The sequence below is a fragment of the Pimelobacter simplex genome (genome assembly GCF_024662235.1).
In the GTDB taxonomy this organism is placed as follows: Bacteria; Actinomycetota; Actinomycetes; order Propionibacteriales; family Nocardioidaceae; genus Nocardioides.
In genome coordinates, this window is the sequence record NZ_CP096276.1 from 5,303,458 (window position 1) to 5,320,965 (window position 17,508).

Here is a 17,508-nt window from a genome sequence, read left to right on the forward strand (position 1 = left end):
CCGACCGCGTCCCGGCGCCTTGGAAAAACCTCCCGCCCGCCGGAATACCCCGCCCGCCGAGTGCCTTGAAGCAGTCATCGTTTCAAACTTGAAACAAAGGACCGACGATGACCACTGACTGCCTCCAGCTCCTGCGCCCCGACGCCGCGCGCCTGCCGCGCGCCGAGGTGCGCACCCAGGTCGTGATCCCGCTGCGCTTCCCCGACGGCTACGCGACGACCGCGGACGTGCTCACCTTCCACCACCTCGTCGACGGCAAGGAGCACCTGCTGCTCGGCCTCGGTGACTGGCGGGCCCGGCTCGCGCAGCTGCCGCTCGGGGGCGAGGCGCCGCTGGTGCGGCCGCACAGCGAGTGCCTGACCGGGGATGTGTTCGGTTCGGAGCGCTGCGACTGCGGTCCGCAGCTGCGTGAGGCGGTCGAGCGGATCGCTGCCGAGGGTGGCTTCCTGCTCTACCTGCGCCAGGAGGGTCGGGGTATCGGGCTGTACGAGAAGCTCGACGCCTACGCCCTGCAGGACGCCGGCCTCGACACGTACGCCGCCAACCTGGCCCTCGGCCGCGGTGAGGACGAGCGCGACTACCGCGCCGCCGTCCAGATGCTGCTCACGGTCGGTGCCGACCGGATCCGGCTGCTGAGCAACAACCCCGACAAGGCCGCGCAGCTCGAGGAGCACGGGGTCGCGGTCGACGAGCGGGTGCCGACGGGGGTCCACCTGTCGGCGGCCAACCGGCGCTACCTCACGGTCAAGCGCGACCACACCGCGCACACCCTGGACCTGGACATCGCGTGAGCGAGCCGCGCTGGCTGGACGACGACGAGCTGGCGGCGTGGCTGCCGCTGGTGCGGCTCGTGCAGGCGCTGCCGCAGGCGCTCGACCGGCGGCTGCGGGAGGAGGCGGGCATCACGCACACCTACTACGCGATGCTCGCGAACCTCTCCAGCCAGCCCGACCGCACCCTCACCATGGGTGAGCTGGCCCGGTTGACGGCGACGAGTCCGTCGCGCCTGACCCACGCGATCTCCGTGCTGGAGGGGCGCGGCTGGGTGACCCGCCGGCAGTGCCCGGACGACCGGCGCAGCCAGTTCGCGGTGCTCACCGACGAGGGCTTCGCCCTCCTCCAGGAGATCGCGCCGGGGCACCTGGCCCAGGTGCGCGAGCTGGTCTTCGACCGGCTCACCCCCGAGCAGGTGCGCAGCCTCGGCGAGATCGCCGGTGCGCTGGTCGGCGGCATCGACGAGCTCGGCGAGGGCTGAGCGGGTCAGGCGAAGGTCCAGACCAGGATCTCGGTCGGTACGGCGGCCGTGACGTCGTGCGGACCCTCGTCGGTCATGCAGAACGCATCGCCCGCCGCCAGCGGCTCGGCCAGCGACGAGCGCAGCAGCGCGCCGGTGGTGACGAAGGCGTGCATCCGCGCCGCGGCCGGCAGCGTGACGCTCTCGCCCGCCCCCAGCCGTACGACGTCCAGCGCCGCGCCGCGCACCCCGAGCGCCAGCGGCGCGCCGGTCCCCGCGACCCGGACCGGTCCGGAGCCGGGCGCCGCGTCGACCGCCGTCCGGGCGTAGTGCGGCGCGGAGTCGACCGCGGCGTCGTCCGGCGTCAGCCACACCTGCACGAAGCGTGCCGGGCCGTCCTCGCTCGCCACCTCGGAGTGGCGCACCCCGGCACCCGCCGACAGCACGCCGCACTCGCCGGCGCCGAGGACGGTCTCGGTGCCGGTCGCGTCGCGGTGCACCAGCGCTCCGGAGACCACCCAGGTGACGATCTCCTGTGCCTCGTGGGGGTGCTCCTCGAAGCCGGCGCCGCGGCCCAGCACGTGGTCGTCGTGGCACACCATCGGCCCGAACGAGAGTCGTTCGGGGTCGAAGTGGGGGCCGAACGAGAACCCGTGGTGGCTGAGCCGACCGGGCGCGCGTTCGAGGAACCTGGCCGAACCTCTGCGGATCTCCACACTCACGTGGCAGATTGTGCCGGTGTCAGCGCACTGCGGCATGCGAGGGTGAGCCTGTGGGAGACAGGGTGGGAGATCTCGCTGGTCGGTTCCCGGCCGGATTCCGGTTCGGGACCAGCACGGCGGCGTACCAGATCGAGGGTGCGGTCGACGAGGACGGCCGAGGCCGATCCATCTGGGACACGTTCACCGCGGAGCCGGGGCGGATCGTCGACGGCTCGAGCGGTGCGGTCGCGTGCGACCACTACCACCGCTGGCCCGAGGACATCGAGCTGATGCGGCGCCTCGGCGCCTCCGGCTACCGCTTCTCGATCTCCTGGCCGCGGATCCAGCCGACCGGCAGCGGCGCGGTCAACCAGGCCGGCCTGGACTACTACGACCGGCTGGTCGACGGACTGCTCGCGGCCGGCGTCCAGCCGATGGCGACGCTCTACCACTGGGACCTGCCCCAGCCCCTCGAGGACGACGGCGGCTGGCTCAACCGGGCCACCATCGACCGGTTCGCCGACTACGCCGCCATCGTCGGCGAGCGCCTCGCCGACCGCGTCGTCGACTGGGTGCCGGTCAACGAGCCGAGCGTCGTCACCCTCATGGGGTACGCCGTCCCGTTCCACGCGCCCGGCCGCTCGCTGATGTTCGACGCGCTGCCCGTCGGTCACCACCTGCTCGTCGCCCACGGCCGCGCCGCGATCGCGCTGCGCGCGGCCGGTGCGACCAGCATCGGGTGCGCCAACAACCACGCCCCCATCTGGCCCGCCAGCGACGACCCGGCCGATGTCGGCGCCGCCAAGCTCTTCGACGCGCTCTGGAACGGGCACTACCTCGAGGGCATGCTGCTCGGCCGCTACTCCGACGACCTGATGATGCTGCTCGAGCCGCACGTGCGCGACGGCGACTTCGCCACCATGCGCCAGCCGCTGGACTTCTACGGCGTCAACTACTACAACCCGATGCGGATCGCCGCGGCCGACGAGAACGCCGAGCTGCCCTTCGAGTTCCGCGAGGTGCTGGGCTACCCGGTCACCGACTTCGGCTGGCCCGTCGTACCGGACGCGCTGCGCGAGTGGCTGATCATGTTCCGCGCGCGCTTCCGCGCCGCCGTACCGCCGATCGTGATCACGGAGTCCGGCTGCTCCTACGGCGTCGGCCCGGACGAGCACGGTGTCGTCGACGACCACCAGCGCGTCGACTACCACGCGCTCCACCTCACCGCCGTCGCCGAGGCCATCGAGCGCGGGGTCGACATCCGCGGGTACTACGCGTGGTCGCTCATCGACAACTTCGAGTGGTCCGAGGGCTACACGCAGCGTTTCGGGCTCGTGCACGTCGACTACGAGACCCAGAAGCGCACGCCCAAGCGCTCCTTCAGCTGGTACGCCGACCTGGTCGCGGAGCACGCCCGGCTCACGAGCTGATCCTCAGCGCTCGCGGATGAGGTCGCGGGCGTAGGAGAACTCGTAGACGCGCGCATCCGATCTCCGCGGCGCGAGCTCGGCGAGCTTGGTGACCTCGCCGGTCGTGGAGCTCCAGAGATAGCGGGTTCCGGGATAGGTCTCCGATCCCTGCACCTGCGGCGGTTCGAGCAGCCACAGGTCGCGGTCGAAGTGACCGCGGATCATCGCGTCGGTCCGCATGCGCGCCTTGACCGCCCCGTTGGTGATGTCCACGACTGCCAGCTCCTGGAGATACTCGCGTTTCGTCCATGCGTGCACACTGCGCAAACCGAGGTCGCCATCAGGGTCCTCGACGCCGTCGAGGAAGCCGTAGACGAACGCACCTGGTCCGCCTTGCCGGTCACGGAACGGCTTCCCGAGCAGTGAGGCGCCGACGACCCGCTCAGCGCGCAGCCGGCCGGAGTCGTCGAAGAACCGGAAGGTCAGGGGAGGGTCGGCCTGGTAGGGCAGACGTCCGGGTTGGTTGTGCGACTCGGCGTACCCGGACGCATGGGGGATCGCGCGTTCGGGCGCGGGAGCGGCTCGGTCGAACTCGGGGGCTTCGATCCAGACCCCCGGGCCGGTGCCCGTGTCCTCGACGTGTACGCGCGAGGAGTCGGACGTCCAGCTGTAGATCACGCCGGCACCGGTCGCGTCCGGGCCGACACGTGGGACCCGGGCCCGGTGGACCCGGCCGGTGCGCAAGTCGAGGACCACGCTCCCGTTCATCGACGTGGTCCCCCACCAGCGCCCGTCCGGCGACAGACTGCCGGCGCCGTAGTTGTCGGTGCCGTACCAGGCCGAGTCCGCGAGGCCGAGGTCCGTCATCGGGAGTACTCGCCAGCGCAGGTCGTCACCCAGGAAATAGATGGTCTCCCGGTCCCAGGCCGTGGGATAGGGCGAACCCGCGAAACCCGCGAGATGGCTCGGTTCGGCGTAGTAGGTCATCACCGCGCGCCCCGGGAGGTCGTCGAGGAGCCGCGGGACCTTGTCCGCCGGAGGCGGTGGGCGCCGGGGCAGGCGGTACCCGCGGGCCCAGGGAGCACGCTCGAGGTCCGCGGCGCGGACGACCTGCGGTCGCACCGCGTCCCGGCCTACCAGCCCGGTCCAGTCCTGGCGGTTCACTGCGTCTCCCGACGAGGACGTACCCGACGTCTGCTCGGGAGCGTTCGCGGCGCCCGTGCATCCATGGAGCAGACTGACGACCGCGAGGGCGCCGGCGCCGATGGCCGCTCGGCGATGATTCGGCCTGGTGCGGCTTCGCAGGATGCGCATCAGTACTCGTCGGCGGTGAGAGTGACACCGTCAGGGTCGTACTGAGGGAGCCGGCGCTCGCACACCGTGTTGAACCAATTCTTGTGCCGCCCCCCAGGCGCGATGATCTCGACCTTGCCGTCGGAGCACAGGCGGCTCCTCTTGTTCGGCAGAGGACGACCAAGGTCGACTCGCCAGACCCAGGCGTTCTTCCCTGCGCACGAGTAGGGACGTCGGTCGTACTTGCGCCGGTTGGCGTCGGGGTTCGCGGGCACGACGTAGTCGCGGCGGTGGTAGCCATCGCTGGCGCAGAACTTGCTGCCGATGTCTCCCGGATTGATCACGCCGTCGTCTCCCACGTTGCCGGGGTGCTGGCTCGCGTGGGGGTTGCACTCGGCCCACAGCGCATACGTTGCGTCGGTACCGCCGTACCTGGCCCGCGCGGCATCGAGGTAAGCGCGGCAGTTGTTCCACGTCGGCGCCGCCGGTGCGGCGGCCACACCGGGGATCTTCGCAAGGAAGCCGTCGAAGGCGCCGAGCGCCACGACGGACGCGCTGGTGAGTCCGCCCAGGATGAAGCCGCGGCGGCCGAGCTGCGATCGGACGAGCGCCTTGCGCGCGCTGCTCCGACGGGTCCTGACATGGGGCGGATCCGTGGTCGGGATCTCGGGAAGGCTGAGTCGTGACATTCCTACACCTCGTATTCCAGGGTCGTGACGCGGCCGAAGAGGTCGACCATGCGATGGGGGTCGTCGAGGTCGGCCGGGGAGCCGACGGCGACGGCGGTGCTGCTGGCGAAAATCAGGTGATCCAGTGCGAGGTCGTCTGCGAGCTGCTTCCAGAGCTCGCCCACGCCGAGGAGGGCACCGGCGTGCTCGGGGACGAACCCGAGGCCGCTCTGCGCCCCGTGGACGTAGAGGTAGCCGACCTCGGCGATGGAGATGTCGAGGGAGTCGACGACGACCGTGTCGCGCTCGCTGTGCACGACGAGGCCGTCGGGTTCGTCGGTGAAGGAGAGTCCTTCGAACCAGGCGAGCCCGTACTTGTCGTCCCGGGCCCACGGGGCGGGGGCGTACGTCGAGATCTCGTGGTGCTGGCCGCGCCACATCGCGAGCCCCTGACGTCGCGGGTCGTCCGACGCGCAGAAGATGAACTCGCCGCCACCGGAAGCCAGTCGCGCGAACGGGCGCGCTCTCAGCTCCTCGGCCATGTAGTAGTCGTGGTTGCCGCGCGGCGAGACCGTGAAGTCCCGGGTGTGGACCTGGTCGGGTTCACGTCCGGTCAGCGGTGCGACCACCTTGACGTCGGAGTACCACGGCGACGCCGTGACCTCGCCCGCGACCTCTACCGTGAGCCGCTTGCCGAGCGCGTTGAGTGCTGAGAGAACTACCAAGGTCCCGTTCCTGTCATGAGGGTGATCCATGCCGCAGCGGAGGTGGCGGCGATGGCCGTGCGAATCGTGCGTTCCCGGTCGGCGAACTCGTTCGACCACCGCGTCTCGTGCTCGGTGAGGCTCCAGGCGAGCGGGACGATCGAGCGACCGAGGCCGAACGCCGCGCCGGCCAGGAGGCCGGCCTGCCAGGACATGAGCAGGAGCAGGGTCGCGCCGAGCATGTGGGGCGTCATCGAGGTCATGAAGGTCCGCGCTCCCGTGCCCATCTCCAAGCCGAACTGCAGGGCGCCGAGACGGGGTCCTGACCGCACGACGTTCTCCGGGACCTGCCGCGCGTTCTGCGGCAGGGGGAGCCGGGGCAGCACGGTGTCGTGCAGGAGGCCGTAGAGAACGACCGCGACGACGATCCCTGCCGCCCAGGTCGGCGGGAGCCAGGGCCGTACGAGGAGCGAGCCCAGCGTCACGAGGAGAACGCCCGTGGCGCTCCCTCCGATGACGAGCCCGACGACGAAGTACGTGCGTGAATGGGTGCGCCAGACCGACGCAATCAGCAGGGCTGAGTTGTGGCTTCAAACCGAACCGGAGATGCTGAATCCCGCCGCCATCGCGAGCAGGACCCACATCGCCTGGTGGGGCGCGCCCTCAGGCTCGAGGATCAGACCCGCCGTGAGTGCCGCGGTCGCAACGGTGAGGGCGAGAGCCAGGGGGAGCGGCCTCGTTGCCTGCGTGAGCATGATGTCCGGCTCCGTCGGCTGCTCAGCGGCGGCCGGGAGTCGGGGCGGTGGCGGCGACCTCGTCGATGAGCGCGCCGAGCGCGGCCGCGGACCCAGCGGGCTCGATGCTGAGCACGCCGTCCGACGTCGCGTGGACCAGCGCCGGCAGCCAGCCGGGAAAGAGGTGGGCGTACAGATCGCGATCGATCACCACGTTCGCCGGACCGTCAGGGCTGAGCCAGTCGTGCGACACCAGGAGGTCCGCCTCGATCTGGCCATCGAGCTGGTCGCACAGGCGAAGGAACTGAGGAATCGCCTCGTGGCACACCGCGCAGTTCTCGTCGACGAGCAGCAGTACCCGCGAGGGCGCGACCGCAGGGTCGGACGGGAGGGCACGCGACCGCACGGTGTGGTCGACGTCGTCCGCCCTCGAACCGGGGGGCCCGCCGATCGCGCGGGCGCGGCGCAGCTCGATGACCACCCCGCCGAGGACCAGCGTCAAGCAGACGATGGCGATCCAGGCCAGCACGAGGGCTGCGGAGGTGGCGGTCAAGGTCGGGCTCCTTCGGTCGGCATCAGGGCTGGGCCTGTCGGTGCACGTGGGTGGCGGTGGGCAGCACCGCAAGTGCGGTCGCGAAGGCCGCGCCGAGGATCGCCCCCAGCAACAGCTCCTGCGTGTCCAGTACCCTCACCGACTCACCCGAGTAGAGGGCGGCGCCACCTGCGAGGACGAGGGCCCGGATGACGGAGATCCAGGTCAGCGGCTGCGCCTTGCCCCAGCAGTTGCAGGTCGCGTCGGGGTTTCGCAGCACGGCGGCGGCGAGGTAGCAGGCCATGGCCAGGAAGGTCGCCGTGGCGGCCAGTCCGACGGCCGGGTGTGAACCTCGGTTCACCGGTCGCTACGGCCGCGATCGCCGCCAGGGCGACCAGGACCTGCAGTGGAGGCGTCGTGCGAGCTGCGATGCGGGCAACGCGGTAGGGGAGGACGTCGTGGTGCAGCAACGAGGCGAGCAGCGCCCGCCCGTCGCGCAGGTGGACGAGGCCGCCGACGAGCAGCAGGGCAGCGCCGGCCGAGAGCGCCGCGATGGCCAGAACCTCCGCCATTCTCGCCACTCCTCACCTCGTCGGCCCGCTGTCGCCACACCGTCCGCAATGGCGTACGAGGTCGTCAAGGAGCGATGGGCGACCCTGCGCAGATCGGCGATCTGGACCACGAACGGGCCCTACGATCAGCGGAATCCACGGATGCATCGGCGCGAGGGCCCCGCTAAGAGCTGAGCGTGGCCGTCCCCACCCCGCGGTGCAGCTCGCGCGCCCGGGTGGACGCGGTGATGCTGCGCTCGCGGTGCTCGTCGAGGGTGACCCGCTCCTGGGAGATCCGGCGCTCGGTCGCGGCGAGCGTCGAGGTCCGGGTCTCGGTCAGGGCGCGGCGCCGGAGCAGTGCGGTGCCGACCAGCGCGCCGCCGCCGACGAGCGCGGCCCCGGCGAGCACGAACCAGCCGGCGGCCACGAAGCCCAGCCCGGCGAGCACCACGGCGAGGGCGAGGAGTGCGCCGCCGCCGGGGAGCAGTCGCCGGTCGACGGGATGGCGCCGCTCGATCGCGGCACCGACCCGGCCCGGCCAGTCGCCGGACACGCCGTCGCGGGTGACTGTGAGCACCTCGCCGGCGACCTCGACGGTCCGCGTCTCCGGAGGCGGTACGGCGGCCTGCGCGGCCAGCTCGTCGCCGATCCTCCCGAGCGTGGGGGCGAGCGCCTGCCGGGCCAGGTCGTGCCGGGGGCTGCCGGGCGGCTGGGCCAGGTCGTCGAGCAGCAGCCGGACCACGTCGCCGGCGGTGCCGGACCAGGCCGGCGCCAGCGAGGCGGCGCGGTCGTCGATGAAGCCGAGGTCGGCGCGCACCGTCGCCATCCGGTCGAGGATCTCGGCCTCGCCGGGGGAGCCCTCGTCGACCAGCGATCGCACGCAGTCGGCCAGCGGGTCTTCGGGCGGGCTCTCGGCGGGGACATCGGTCGGGTCCGTGGTGAGGGCCGCGGCCGGCGCCACGCCGCCGCCGGCCAGCACCTGCTGGAGTGCCGCAAGCTGGGCGGTCGCCCGCTCGACGGCGAGGTGGCGGGGGTCGGGCGGGGCGATCTCCTCGAGCCAGGCGGCGACCTCGTCGAGCCCGGCGCTGCCGGTCGCCGCGACCTGCGCGCGGAGCGCGGTGGCGAGCGCGTCGCCGTCGGGCGCCAGGCGTCCCTCGGCGACGGCGAGCCACACCTGGCGCTGGGCGTAGGTCACCTCGGGCCGGTCCGGCAGCACCCGGGCGAGGTCGGTCCCGGCGGTCCAGCGGGGGTCGCGGGTGAGCGCACCGAGGAGGGTGAGGAGCAGCGTGGTCCGGCGCGGGTCGCGGTGCGCGGCCTCGGCGAGGAGCTCGGGTCCGCCGGTCTCGCCCTGGGCGATCCGGACGATGCCCCGTGCGGCCGGGGCCAGCCAGTAGCCGGGCACGTCCTCGGGCTCCGCCGCACCGCGCAGCGCGGCGGCACCGGTGGCGACGACGGTCGAGACCACCTCGCGGGCGTAGCGCCGGCACGCGGCGGCGTCGGCGTACTGGCCGAGCTCGGCGCGGATGTCCTCGTGCTCGACGAGCGCGACGAAGGCCCGGGTGAGCCGGTCGATCTGGCCCTGCAGGTTGCCCTGCTGGGTACGCATCTGGTCGGCGAGGCGGCTGCGCGCGCTGCGCTCGGCGTCGAGCTGCGCCTCGGCCTCCTCGAGGCGTCGGTTCTGCTTCCAGTCCGTCCAGTCGCTCACGGCAGGTTCCCTGCCCTCGCCGGACCGGGATGAAACGGACGGGCGTAGCCTGCCCGCCATGCGCGCAGTCCAGGTCGTCACCACCACCGGTCCCGCCGACATCGTCGTCCAGGAGGTGCCGGACCCCACGCCCGGTCCCGGCGAGATCCTGGTCGAGGTGCACGCCGTCGGCGTGTCCTTCCCCGACCTGCTGCTGAGCCGCGGTGAGTACCAGCTGCGCCCCGAGACGCCGTTCACGCTGGGCGTCGACTATGCCGGTGTCGTGGTGTCCGGGCCCGGCTTCGAGCCGGGCCAGCGCGTCGCCGGCGTCGGTGGGTACGGCGGCGCGTCCGAGCTCGTCGTCGGCCACCCCGATGCGGTGTTCGCGCTGCCCGACTCGATCACGTTCGAGGAGGCCGTCGCCCTGCCGATGAACTACCTGACGGCGCTGTTCGCGCTCGACGAGCGCGGCGGCGTACGCGCGGGCGAGACGGTGCTCGTGCACGGCGCGGCCGGCGGTGTCGGCAGCGCCACCCTCCAGGTCGCGCGCGGGCTCGGTGCCCGGACGATCGCGGTGGTCAGCACCGAGGAGAAGGCGGCCTTCGCCAAGGCGGCCGGTGCCGACGAGGTGGTCCTCTTCGACGGCTTCAAGGACGCGGTCGCCGAGCTGACCGGCGGCAAGGGCGTCGACGTCGTCCTCGACGTGGTCGGCGGCTCGGCGTTCACCGACTCGCTTCGCAGCCTCGCCCCGCAGGGTCGGCTCCTGGTGGTCGGGTTCGCGGCGGGCGAGGGCATCCCGGAGGTCAAGGTCAACCGGCTGCTGCTCAACAACGTCGACGTGCGCGGGGTCGGCTGGGGTGCCTACGCCTTCGTGCGGCCGGGCTACCTGCAGCAGCAGTGGGCCCAGCTGGTGCCGATGATCGCGTCGGGTGCGGTGAAGCCGCCGGTCGGCAAGGTCTACCCGCTCGAGGAGTTCGGCCAGGCGCTGCTCGACATGGACGCCCGCGCCGCGCTCGGCAAGCTCGTCGTCAGCGTGCGCTGACCCGTCCCTCGGCGACACCGAACGCACGCCCCAGCCCGAAGGGCGGCATGTTGCCGTAGCGGGCCTCGACGGCCTCGGCCGGGACGACGTACGTCTCGTGCCAGACGCCGACGTCGGCGGTGCCCGCCGCCCGGCGGTTGAACCGGCCCCAGGCCGGGGCGTGGGTGAGCTCGGGTGCCCGGGCGAAGGCGTAGAGCTGGGCCGGCGTGGCCCAGTACTGGAGGGCGACGAAGTTGCGGCCGTTGGCGTAGAGGTCGGCGCGGAGCAGGCCGAGGTCGGGGTTCTTCTGGAGCTGGCGCAGCATCCGCGGCATCGCGGCCAGGACGGGGAGCCAGCTGCGCAGCCGGCGCCAGCGGTTGACCCGCATGCCGATCAGGAAGACGACGACCTCGTCCTGACCGGGGTCCAGCCGGACGGCGTTCATCCCGGGCCGGACGCCGGCGGGGGCGTGCTCGGCGGCGGCACGGTAGGCGGCGGGCTGGCTCATGACGGCTCCTTGGATAGTTGCGCTGTCTAGTTAGATAGTGCGACTATCCGACTGGATCGTCAAGAGGAAATCGAGGCGCACGTGCGGATCTCCGAGCTGGCCGACGCGGCCGGCGTCAGCGTCGCGACGCTGAAGTACTACCAGCGCGAGGGCCTGCTGCCGCCCGCCCGCAAGGTCGCCGCCCGCCTCGCCGAGTACGACGACACGCACCTGCGCCGGCTGCGCCTCCTGCGCGTGCTGCGCGAGGTCGGCGAGGTCCCCGTCGAGCGGCTGCGCTCCCTCGTCGAGGCGGTCGAGGACGCCGACGCCTCGGTGCACGACGTCTTCGGGGTCGCCTGCGACGCCCTGCACGGCGCGCCGCCGGAGCCCGGACCGGACCTGCGCGCGATGGCCGACGCCCTCATCGAGCAGGCCGGCTGGGACCGGGTCCGCCCGGACTCCCCCGACCGGGACCACCTCGCGGCGCTGGTCGGCACGATCCTCGACCTCGGCGGCGGGCAGGACGAGAGCGCGCAGGAGGGCGCTGCGACGTACCTGCGGCTGGTGGACGAGCTGGCGCGCTTCGAGATCGGCGCGTTCGCCGGGCCGGACGAGGCCGACCGCGACGTGCTCGTCGAGCGCATGGTCGTCGGCCAGGTCGTCTACGGCGAGCTGCTGCTGGTGCTGCGGCGGATCGCCGAGGAGCACTACTCCGCGCAGCGGTTCACCGACTAGCCGAGGCTCGGCCGGCCCAGGCTCAGCGGACCAGGTCGACGGTCCACCAGCGCTGCCCGGGCGCGCTCTCGGCGATGCCGACGCCCATCTGCCGGAACCGGCAGTCGAGCAGCAGCCGCCGGTGCGACGGGCTGCCGAGCCACATCCGCACGACGCGCTTGGGGCTCATCGCCCCGGCCGCGATCACCTCGCCCATCCGGCGGCTGGCCGGGTAGCCGGCGCCGGCGAGCCTGCTGCTGAGCGTGGCCTCGCCGGGCAGCTGGTGGGCGAGCCGGCGGTGCCGGGCCATCAGCGCGCTGTGGGTACGGGCGGTGCCGTGGAGCGCGGCGCGGTGCTGGAGCGCGCCGCAGCCGTGCTGGGCGCGTACCCGGTTGACCCGGTTCGCGAGGCGCTGCTCGACCGGGGAGACGCCGGTCGCGACCGGGCCGGCGCCGGTGCTGGTGCCGGCAGGTGAGAGGGGAAGCGTGGGGACCAGGAGCACGGCCGCGGTGAACGCGGTCAGGAGCAGGGCGGCGAGACGCACGGCTGCATCATGGCGGTCCCGCGCACCCGGCGGTAGCCCCGGTGTCATCGCCGGCCGAAGTCCTGGGTCCACCACAGCTGCGTCCCCTCGACGACCACGCCGACCCCGATCTCGCGCATCCGGCAGTCCAGGATGTTGCGGCGGTGACCCGGGCTCGCCAGCCACGCCCGTACGGCGCCCGCGGGCGTCACGAACCCGGCCGCGAGGTTCTCCGCGAGCCGGCGCCACCCGGTGTAGCCGGCCTGCGTCATCCGCCGCACCAGCCCCGGCTCGCCGGGCAGGGTGTGCGCCATCCGTCCCGCCTGCGCCATCGCGGTGCTGTGCGCCCGCGCCGCCTCCCGCAGCCGTACGTCGACCCGGACCGGCCGGCACCCCGCCCGGGCCCGCCGCCGGTTGGTCAGCGTGACCACCCGCGCCTCGAAGAGCGTGCTGATCACCGCCCGCTCGGCCCCCGGGACCGCCGGGACCGCCGGGACCGCCGGGACCGCCGCGGGGCCGGGGGTCGCAGCGATCCCGGGCCCGTCGACGACGAGGACGAGGACGGGGACGACCAGCAGTCCGAGGACTCCCCCCAGGAGCGGGGTGCGGCGGCGGCGGAGCATGCGAGCCATCCTGGGAGCTCAGGTGCTCCGCGCGCGCCGGTGCTCCGGGCGAGGTCGGCTAGTCCCCATGAACCATCACAAGACGGCGTCCGGTCAGCGGACCCCGAAGTCCTGGGTCCACCAGAGCTGGCCGTTCTGGAGCACCACGCCCACCCCGAGGTCACGCAGCCGGCAGTTGAGGATGTTGCGCCGGTGGCTGGGGCTCCGCATCCACGCGGTGACCACGTCGTTCGGCGTGGAGAACCCGCGGGCGATGTTCTCCGCGACCAGGCGCCAGCCCCGGTAGCCGGCCTGCGTGATCCGGCTCGAGAACCGGGCCTCACCCGGCAGCTGGTGGGACATCGAGCCCGCCAGCGCCATGCTGACGGTGTGGCCGCGCGCGGCCTTGCGGAGCGCCGCCGAGCCGCGCAGCGCGCCGCAGCCGTGCTTGCGGCGCTGCTGGTTGGTCAGCGCGAGCACCCGGTCCTCCAGGAGCCGCTGCACGAGCAGCCGCGCCGGTACGCCGGGCGTGGTCGAGACGGTCGCGGCGCTCGCGGGTGCGGGGGCGCCGGGGCCGAGGCTCAGGGTGAGTCCCAAGGTCAGGCACAGGGCGAGCCCGGGAAGGAGTCCGAGAGAGGGCTTCATGGACCAGGAATCGGCGGGCGCCTTAGCGGATCCAAGTGCCCGGCGCGAAATCAGGACCGAAGTCCCGCCCGTTGACCCACACCCTAGGCTCGTCCCGTGAGCATCCTCGACGACGCCCGCCCGGGCATGGACCCCGACATCCGTCCCCAGGACGACCTCTTCGGTCACGTCAACGGGACCTGGCTGACCGAGGCGGAGATCCCCTCCGACCGGTCGAGCTGGGGTCCCTTCGTCCAACTGGCCGACCAGGCCGAGGAGGACGTCAAGACGATCATCACCGAGCTGGCCGCCTCCGCCGCCACCTCGGGCGACGTCGACGCGCGCAAGATCGCCGACCTGTTCAACTCCTTCATGGACACCGACCGGGTCGAGGCCGCGGGCCTGGCCCCGGCTCAGCCGCTGGTCGACGCGGTCGCCGGGCTGCGCGACGTCCGCGACGTGGCGGCGTTCCTCGGTGAGTTCGAGCGGATCGGCGGCTACGGCCTGTTCGGGTCCTACGTCGACTCCGACGACCGGCAGTCCGACCGCTACCTGTTCCACCTCGTCCAGGGCGGGCTCGGCCTCCCCGACGAGTCGTACTACCGCGACGACAAGTTCGCCGAGATCCGCGAGGCGTACGTCGGCTACCTCACCCGCCTGCTCACGCTCGGCGCTCACGCCGACCCGGCCGGCGCGGCCCAGCGCATCCTCGCGCTCGACACCGAGCTCGCCCGCGGCCACTGGGAGCGCGCCGACACCCGCGACGTCCAGAAGACCTACAACCTGCTGACCGCCGACCAGCTCAAGGAACTCTGCCCGGCGTTCGACTGGGACGCCTACATCACCAACCTGGGCGGCCACGTCGACGGCGACCACGCGACGATCGCCGAGGTCGTCGTGCGTCAGCCGTCGTACCTCCAGCACCTGTCGGCCGTCCTCGAGGCGACGCCGGTCGAGAGCTGGCGCGACTGGTTTCTCTCGCGGGTGCTGCGCTCGGCGGCGCCCTACCTGTCCGACGAGTTCGTGCAGACCAACTTCGACTTCTACGGCCGCACCCTCTCCGGTACGCCGGAGCTGCGGGCCCGCTGGAAGCGCGCGGTCTCCTTCGTCGAGGGCGCGATGGGCGAGGCCGTCGGCAAGGAGTACGTCGCGCGGCACTTCCCGCCGACGTCCAAGGCGATGATGGACGAGTTGGTCGCCAACCTGCTCGCCGCCTACCGCCAGTCGATCAGCAAGCTCGACTGGATGACCGACGAGACCAAGAGCCGGGCCTACGACAAGATCGAGACCTTCCGGCCCAAGATCGGCTACCCCGAGAAGTTCCGCGACTACAGCGCGCTCGTCGTCGTCCCGGACGACCTGGTGGCCAACGCCCAGGCCGCAGCGGGATTCGAGACCGACCGCCAGCTCGCCAAGATCGGTGCGCCGGTCGACCGCGACGAGTGGTTCATGCTGCCCCAGACGGTCAACGCCTACTACAACCCGGGCACCAACGAGATCTGCTTCCCCGCGGGCATCCTGCAGAAGCCGTTCTTCAGCCCCGACGCGCTCGCGGCCGAGAACTACGGCGGCATCGGCGCGGTGATCGGCCACGAGGTCGGCCACGGCTTCGACGACCAGGGCGCCCAGTACGACGGCGACGGCAACCTCAACGACTGGTGGACCGCCGACGACAAGGCCGCCTTCGAGGTGAAGTCCAAGGCCCTCATCGCCCAGTACGACGGCTTCGCGCCGCGCAACATCCCCGACGAGCACGTCAACGGCGCGCTCACCGTCGGCGAGAACATCGGCGACCTGGGCGGGCTCACGATCGCCCACACGGCGTACCTCATCGCGGAGGCCGCGGCCGGGCGCGAGGCCTCGGCCGAGGACCGCAAGCACCTGTTCTTCAACTGGGCCTACGTCTGGCGCACCAAGCGGCGCCTGGAGCAGGAGCGCCAGTACCTGACGATCGACCCGCACAGCCCGCCGGAGTTCCGCGCCAACATCGTGCGCAACCTCGACGAGTTCCACGAGGTGTTCGCGACCGCGCCCGGTGACGGGCTCTGGCTCGAGCCCGCCGACCGCGTCCGGATCTGGTAGCCGCCGTGCGGTCCGTCATCGGGGCGGCCGCGGTGCTCGGGGTGGTCGGCGTCCTCGGCCTCGCCGGGTGCTCGGGCTCGGATGCCGAGGGCGCGGACGAGGAAGACCGGGTCGAGGCCTTCGCCCCGGTCGGTGCCGCCGACTCGCCCTGCCCGCTGCCGATCGTCTTCGACCGCGACCAGGGCTGGGTGCCCCAGCCCCCCAAGGCCGACGAGGCGACGGACCCCGAGGTGCGCGACGGCCTGGCCTCGCTCACCAGCCCGGGCCCGTTCGATCTCGCGTGCGAGCTCCGGTCGCCGGTCGACTTCGGGTACCTCCGCGTCTTCACCGGCCCGGCCGCACTGGCCGACCGTGATCCGGAGGCGCTGTTGACGACCTTCGTCGACGTCTTCGAGGACGGCGCCGGCCGGGACCTCACCTTCACGTCCGCGACGTCCGACGAGGGCAGTGCGCTGGTCGAGGTCGCCTACGAGGTCTACGACGAGTACGACGAGGCGTACCTGCCGCGGCGCGCCTTCCTCGCCCCCGGCAACGACGGTGTCGCCCTGCTGGTGCTCGGCGGCCTGGACGCCGAGGAGCACGAAGGCATGCTCCCCGCCTACGAGCTCGCCCGGCGCTCCGTGCGCCTGGCCGACTGAATCCCCCCAAGAACCGAGAGGAACCCTCCGTGGTCCACACCTTCGACCCGTCCGTCGTCGACGCGGTGCTCGCGCACATGAACAGCGACCACCTCGACGACAACCTGCTCATCGTCCGCGCGCACGCCGTCCCCGAGGCGGTCGCCGCGTCGATGAGCGATGCCGACGGCGAGGCCGGCAGCTGGACCGTCATCGGCCCCGAGGGCCCGGTCGGCCAGCGCCGCATCCTCTGGCCCGGCGGCCCGATCACCGAGCGGGCCGAGATCCGCCGCGAGGTCGTCGCGCTGTACGACGCCGCATGCGTCGCGCTCGGCGAGGAGCCCCGCCCGCACTGAGCCGGCGGGGCGAGCCTCGGCGTCAGTCGATCTGGAAGACGAACGGCTCCGGGTCGAACGCCAGGTCGGCGCCGGTGCGGAGGAACGTCGCCACCCGGAAGCCCTTCGGGCAGGTCGGCGCGCCCTTCTGGGTGAGCGACTCCACGTGGGTGTTGCGGTCCGCGCCGACGGCGGTCGAGTCGAGCGTGTAGTCCGGCGACGCGATGAGCGTGGCGGTCCCGGGGTTGAGCGGACGCGGTCCGCCCGGTCACGGTCACGCAGAAGAACCCGGGGATCTGCTTGCCGGTGATGAGCGCCCCGGCGACGGCCCCTCCGGACGTGTCGGGCGCGTGGTCAGGCCGCGTCGGCCATGAGCCGCAGGAGCTTCTCGCCGATCGCGACGAGCTCCTCCTCGCTGAGGCCGGAGCCCTGCGCGAGAGCGAGCGTGTAGGCGGTCCCGCCGACGAGCACCGCGCCGGCCCCCTGGAGGTTCTCCCCGCCCGCGAACGTCCCCGTCGCGACGAACGCCTCGTCGCCGACCCCCGAGATCGGGTGGTCGACGCCGTCGTCGAGCGTCGACCTGCTGCCGGAGCGGTACGCCGCGAACCCGCCGTTGCCGGTGTCCACCTCGACCGCGCCGAGCGAGCCGCTGAGCGCGCGGGGGTCGTCCTGGCCGAACTCGCAGCTGTCCAGCGGACCGGCCTCGAGCGTCACCGCGGCCCCCACGGCCGCGGTGACCTCCTCGGGCGTGACGAGGTCGCAGAACCGGGGGAGCGCGGCCGGCTCGGTGCTGTCGGCGGTGCTGTCGGTGCTGTCGGTGCTGTCGGTGCTGTCCACCGTGCTGCCGGCGACCGGCTCCGGGTCGTCGTCCCCGCAGCCGGCGGCGGTCGCGAGGACCAGCACGAGTCCGGCGAGGGCGGTACGGGCGCGGGAGGCAGTCACAGCACCGGACTCTCCCCGACCGGAGCGGCCCGCGTCGGTAGGGATCGTGCG

The 17,508-nt window shown here is 72.7% G+C and carries 22 protein-coding genes; 8 read left to right on the forward strand and 14 right to left on the reverse strand.

What is annotated here, in order from left to right; all coding sequences use genetic code 11:
* The first annotated feature begins 107 nt into the window (after positions 1–107).
* Both M0M48_RS26025 and M0M48_RS26030 read left to right on the forward strand, forming a co-directional pair.
* On the forward strand, positions 108–791 hold the full coding sequence (locus M0M48_RS26025; protein WP_257753343.1) for a GTP cyclohydrolase II: 684 nt from the start codon (positions 108–110) through the stop codon (positions 789–791).
* Positions 788–1,255, forward strand: a complete 468-nt coding sequence (locus M0M48_RS26030; RefSeq protein ID WP_257753344.1) for a MarR family winged helix-turn-helix transcriptional regulator — start codon at positions 788–790, stop codon at positions 1,253–1,255. The genes M0M48_RS26025 and M0M48_RS26030 overlap by 4 nt, the downstream gene beginning before the upstream one ends.
* 5 nt (positions 1,256–1,260) lie before the next feature.
* On the opposite strand, the gene M0M48_RS26035 is transcribed toward M0M48_RS26030, so the two are convergent.
* Positions 1,261–1,956: a pirin family protein gene (locus M0M48_RS26035; RefSeq protein WP_257753345.1), complete on the reverse strand. Its 696-nt coding sequence runs from the start codon at positions 1,954–1,956 to the stop codon at positions 1,261–1,263.
* Positions 1,957–2,018: 62 nt separating this feature from the next.
* On the opposite strand from M0M48_RS26035, the gene M0M48_RS26040 reads away from it, so the two are divergent.
* The gene (locus M0M48_RS26040) at positions 2,019–3,365 is read left to right on the forward strand and encodes a GH1 family beta-glucosidase (RefSeq protein WP_257753346.1); all 1,347 of its coding nucleotides are present in this window, start codon (positions 2,019–2,021) and stop codon (positions 3,363–3,365) included.
* 3 nt (positions 3,366–3,368) lie between these two features.
* Here M0M48_RS26040 and M0M48_RS26045 read toward each other — a convergent pair whose 3' ends face one another.
* From M0M48_RS26045 to M0M48_RS26075, 7 genes are all read right to left on the reverse strand, one after another.
* Positions 3,369–4,508 (reverse strand): hypothetical protein, encoded by a 1,140-nt coding sequence (locus tag M0M48_RS26045; protein WP_257753347.1) that lies wholly within the window; start codon positions 4,506–4,508, stop codon positions 3,369–3,371.
* A gap of 149 nt (positions 4,509–4,657) precedes the next feature.
* The gene (locus M0M48_RS26050) at positions 4,658–5,326 is read right to left on the reverse strand and encodes a hypothetical protein (RefSeq protein WP_257753348.1); all 669 of its coding nucleotides are present in this window, start codon (positions 5,324–5,326) and stop codon (positions 4,658–4,660) included.
* 2 nt (positions 5,327–5,328) lie between these two features.
* Positions 5,329–6,030 (reverse strand): hypothetical protein, encoded by a 702-nt coding sequence (locus tag M0M48_RS26055; protein WP_257753349.1) that lies wholly within the window; start codon positions 6,028–6,030, stop codon positions 5,329–5,331.
* Complete coding sequence (locus M0M48_RS26060; protein WP_257753350.1) at positions 6,024–6,494, reverse strand: hypothetical protein; 471 nt, start codon at positions 6,492–6,494, stop codon at positions 6,024–6,026. The genes M0M48_RS26055 and M0M48_RS26060 overlap by 7 nt, the downstream gene beginning before the upstream one ends.
* Positions 6,495–6,786: 292 nt before the next feature.
* Positions 6,787–7,296 (reverse strand): hypothetical protein, encoded by a 510-nt coding sequence (locus M0M48_RS26065; RefSeq protein ID WP_257753351.1) that lies wholly within the window; start codon positions 7,294–7,296, stop codon positions 6,787–6,789.
* 22 nt (positions 7,297–7,318) lie between these two features.
* The gene (locus tag M0M48_RS26070) at positions 7,319–7,636 is read right to left on the reverse strand and encodes a MauE/DoxX family redox-associated membrane protein (RefSeq protein WP_257753352.1); all 318 of its coding nucleotides are present in this window, start codon (positions 7,634–7,636) and stop codon (positions 7,319–7,321) included.
* 374 nt (positions 7,637–8,010) lie between these two features.
* Complete coding sequence (locus M0M48_RS26075) at positions 8,011–9,531, reverse strand: hypothetical protein (protein ID WP_257753353.1); 1,521 nt, start codon at positions 9,529–9,531, stop codon at positions 8,011–8,013.
* Between the two features lie 58 nt (positions 9,532–9,589).
* Between M0M48_RS26075 and M0M48_RS26080 the strand changes: the two genes are divergently transcribed.
* A complete protein-coding gene (locus M0M48_RS26080; RefSeq protein ID WP_215816708.1) occupies positions 9,590–10,552 on the forward strand; it encodes an NADPH:quinone oxidoreductase family protein in 963 nt (320 codons plus the stop codon).
* On the opposite strand, the gene M0M48_RS26085 is transcribed toward M0M48_RS26080, so the two are convergent.
* Positions 10,539–11,039 carry a DUF4188 domain-containing protein gene (locus M0M48_RS26085; protein ID WP_257753354.1) on the reverse strand — a complete coding sequence of 167 codons (501 nt, stop codon included), beginning with the start codon at positions 11,037–11,039 and terminating at the stop codon, positions 10,539–10,541. The genes M0M48_RS26080 and M0M48_RS26085 overlap by 14 nt on opposite strands.
* 81 nt (positions 11,040–11,120) lie before the next feature.
* On the opposite strand from M0M48_RS26085, the gene M0M48_RS26090 reads away from it, so the two are divergent.
* Positions 11,121–11,753, forward strand: coding sequence for a MerR family transcriptional regulator (locus tag M0M48_RS26090; protein WP_257753355.1), 633 nt, complete (start codon positions 11,121–11,123; stop codon positions 11,751–11,753).
* A gap of 22 nt (positions 11,754–11,775) precedes the next feature.
* On the opposite strand, the gene M0M48_RS26095 is transcribed toward M0M48_RS26090, so the two are convergent.
* The 3 genes from M0M48_RS26095 to M0M48_RS26105 all read right to left on the reverse strand — a co-directional run bounded on the left by M0M48_RS26095 (position 11,776) and on the right by M0M48_RS26105 (position 13,502).
* On the reverse strand, positions 11,776–12,276 hold the full coding sequence (locus tag M0M48_RS26095; RefSeq protein WP_257753356.1) for a CAP domain-containing protein: 501 nt from the start codon (positions 12,274–12,276) through the stop codon (positions 11,776–11,778).
* Positions 12,277–12,320: 44 nt separating this feature from the next.
* Positions 12,321–12,878, reverse strand: a complete 558-nt coding sequence (locus M0M48_RS26100) for a CAP domain-containing protein (RefSeq protein ID WP_257753357.1) — start codon at positions 12,876–12,878, stop codon at positions 12,321–12,323.
* 93 nt (positions 12,879–12,971) lie between these two features.
* On the reverse strand, positions 12,972–13,502 hold the full coding sequence (locus M0M48_RS26105; RefSeq protein WP_215816713.1) for a CAP domain-containing protein: 531 nt from the start codon (positions 13,500–13,502) through the stop codon (positions 12,972–12,974).
* A 96-nt stretch (positions 13,503–13,598) separates the two neighbouring features.
* On the opposite strand from M0M48_RS26105, the gene M0M48_RS26110 reads away from it, so the two are divergent.
* From M0M48_RS26110 to M0M48_RS26120, 3 genes are read left to right on the forward strand one after another with little or no spacing between them, the layout of a single operon-like run.
* On the forward strand, positions 13,599–15,563 hold the full coding sequence (locus tag M0M48_RS26110; protein WP_308220345.1) for a M13 family metallopeptidase: 1,965 nt from the start codon (positions 13,599–13,601) through the stop codon (positions 15,561–15,563).
* 5 nt (positions 15,564–15,568) lie between these two features.
* Positions 15,569–16,201 (forward strand): lipoprotein, encoded by a 633-nt coding sequence (locus tag M0M48_RS26115; RefSeq protein WP_257753358.1) that lies wholly within the window; start codon positions 15,569–15,571, stop codon positions 16,199–16,201.
* 29 nt (positions 16,202–16,230) lie between these two features.
* Complete coding sequence (locus M0M48_RS26120) at positions 16,231–16,536, forward strand: DUF2470 domain-containing protein (RefSeq protein WP_257753359.1); 306 nt, start codon at positions 16,231–16,233, stop codon at positions 16,534–16,536.
* 22 nt (positions 16,537–16,558) lie between these two features.
* Here the strand turns inward: M0M48_RS26120 and M0M48_RS26125 are convergent, their stop codons facing one another.
* A complete protein-coding gene (locus tag M0M48_RS26125) occupies positions 16,559–16,681 on the reverse strand; it encodes a hypothetical protein (RefSeq protein WP_256448646.1) in 123 nt (40 codons plus the stop codon).
* A gap of 188 nt (positions 16,682–16,869) precedes the next feature.
* A complete protein-coding gene (locus M0M48_RS26130; protein WP_257753360.1) occupies positions 16,870–17,457 on the reverse strand; it encodes a hypothetical protein in 588 nt (195 codons plus the stop codon).
* Positions 17,458–17,508: the final 51 nt, after the last annotated feature.